The 2,531-nt window shown below is 64.4% G+C and carries 2 protein-coding genes; both read left to right on the top strand.

Annotated elements, in window-relative coordinates; genetic code table 11:
• Position 1 precedes the first annotated feature (1 nt).
• Entirely contained in the window at positions 2–868 is an 867-nt protein-coding gene (locus tag ACFVSJ_RS24325) for an acyl-CoA thioesterase (RefSeq protein ID WP_387439690.1), read from the top strand.
• A gap of 113 nt (positions 869–981) precedes the next feature.
• On the top strand, positions 982–2,531 hold a 1,550-nt coding region (locus tag ACFVSJ_RS24320; protein ID WP_387439689.1), incomplete at its 3' end, for an AMP-binding protein.

Genomic DNA, 2,531 nt, shown 5'->3' with positions numbered 1-2,531 from the left:
CATGATCACGGGAACCCTGACCTCGGAGACCTTCCTGCGGGCCGTTGAGCTGACAAGGACGGAGGCCCAGGTCTTCGACGAAGCCTACGAGGCCACCACCCAGTACGTTCCGTGGCCCAAGGCTTACGGTGGAGACATGGTGGCCCAAGCCGCAGCGGCAATGATGCGCTCGGTGGACGCGGACAGGCAGCTCCACTCGATGCACAGCTACTTCATGCGCCCGGTGGACATCGGTTCGACGGTCCGCTACGAAGTGGAACGCCTCCGGGATGGCCGCGGCTACTCCACCCGCACGGTTCGGGGTTTCCAGAACGGCAAACCCGTATATGCCGCGATGGGTTCCTTCCAGGTTCCCGAAGGCGGGCCGGACTTCCAGCCCGAGGCGCCTGCCGCCGTCGAGCCTGAATCGCTGCGCTCCGCAGCGGAGGCGCTCACCGAAAGCGAAGGCCCGGCCGCCGAATATTGGGGAACCGGCCGTAGTTTCGACATGCGGCATATTCCTGGTCCGGTATACGTTGAGCTGGAGGGCGGTACCGCCCCGCAGCAGGCGATCTGGGTCAAGGCGTTCGACACCTTGCCTGATGATGCCAATCTTCAGCGGACAGCCCTCGCCTACGTGTGTGACTACACCATCCTGGAACCGCTGCTCCGGGTCAACGGCCTCAATTGGTCCAGTCCCGGCCTTGCCACCGCCAGCCTGGATCACTCCATGTGGTTCCACCGCGACGGCCGGGTGGACGACTGGGTGCTGTACGCCCAGGAAGCCATCTCCGGCCAAAGCAACCGGGGCTTGGCCATGGGCCGCTTCTTCGATCAGCAAGGCAGATTGCTTGCCACGGTTGCCCAAGAAGGCATGATCCGCGGCTGAACCCCGTGTCGCCAGGCGCAAGGATCCCTCTCCACATTTCACGGCGCAATCCGGGTCGTGACTTGCAACTTACTTCCATCAGTTTTAGCGATGCACCAACGAAAGGAACGGCCATGACGCTCTCGGCATCTGCCCACGTGGACACGTTCACCCGCGACCACCTCCCGCCCGCCGATACTTGGCCGGCGTTCGAATTCACCCTCCCCGAACTCCACTACCCGGAACGGCTCAACGCGGCCGCCGTACTGATCGACGAGACCGTGGCCGAGTACGGGGCTGACCGGCCCGCCCTCCGCACTCCCGACGGCGTTGTCTGGACGTACGGAGAGCTCCAGACCCGGTCCAACCAGGTGGCGCAGGTCCTCACCGAGGACCTCGGCGTCGTCCCGGGCAATCGTGTCCTGCTCCGTGGCCCCAACAATCCGTGGATTGTCGCGGCATGGCTGGGTGTCCTCAAGGCCGGGGCCGTGGTGGTGACCACCATGCCGATGCTGCGCTCGACGGAGGTATCCACGATCATCGAGCTGACCAAGCCTGTTGTGGCGGTTTCGGACCACCGCTTCGTGGACGAGTTGGCGGTCGCCGCAGGTGATGACGTCACCGTCCTGACCTACGGAAAAGACAACGACGGCGACCTCGCCGCCCGCTGCTCGCGCAAGAGCGGGGAGTTCACCGCGGTGGACACGTCCTCTGACGACGTTGCCCTGCTGGGTCCGACCTCCGGGACAACGGGTGTGCCCAAGGTGACCATGCATTTCCACCGGGACATCCTGGCCAACGCGGACACCTTTGCCCGGTACATCCTGGAGCCCACGGCGGACGACGTTTTTGCTGGTTCGCCTCCGCTTGCTTTCACTTTCGGCCTGGGCGGACTGGTGGTCTTCCCGCTGCGGTTCGGCGCATCCGCATTGTTGACGGAGAAGGCGGGACCGGTGGAACTGGCCGAGCGGGCAGCCGAAGCCGGTGCCACAGTGCTTTTCACCGCTCCGACGGCCTACCGGGCCATCCTCAAGGAGAAGCGCGGTGACCTGTTGAGGGGCCTCCGGATTGCCGTTTCCGCGGGTGAACACCTGTCCAAGGAAACGTGGGAGGCCGTCCACGAGGCTACCGGCCTGCGTCTGGTCAACGGCATCGGCGCAACCGAGATGCTCCACGTGTTCATCTCCGCTGCCGGGGATGACATCCGCCCGGGCGCCATAGGTAAGGCGGTGCCGGGATATCGGGCCACGATTCTTGATGAAAACGGCCACGAACTCGCGCCGGGCAACATGGGTCGCTTGGCTGTCATTGGGCCCACTGGCTGCCGGTACCTCGACGATCCCCGCCAGGCCAACTACGTGGTCCGTGGCTGGAACGTCACGGGGGACACGTTCTCCATGGATGCGGACGGGTACTTCACGTACCAGGCACGCTCGGACAACATGATCGTCTCCTCGGGGTACAACATTGGCGGTCCCGAGGTTGAGGCCGCCATCGACCAGCACCCGGACGTGGTGGAGAACGCGGTCATCGGAGTTCCTGATGAACAGCGCGGAAGCATTGTGTGCGCGTTCATCGTGTTGCGGGAGGGCGTCAGCGGTGACGCTGCGAAGCGCAAGGAGATCCAGGACTTCGTGAAGCAAACCATCGCCCCGTACAAGTACCCCAGGGACATCCGTTTCGT

This window comes from Paenarthrobacter sp. NPDC058040, assembly GCF_042885775.1.
Lineage (GTDB): Bacteria > Actinomycetota > Actinomycetes > Actinomycetales > Micrococcaceae > Arthrobacter.
Note: the sequence above shows the minus strand (reverse complement) of the source record. Positions and strands in the feature narration are given on the sequence as shown.

Bases quoted from the DNA above. Each gene is read 5' to 3' on its own strand.
- ACFVSJ_RS24325 (WP_387439690.1), top strand. From the start codon at position 2: ATGATCACGGGAACCCTGACCTCGGAGACCTTCCTGCGGGCCGTTGAG.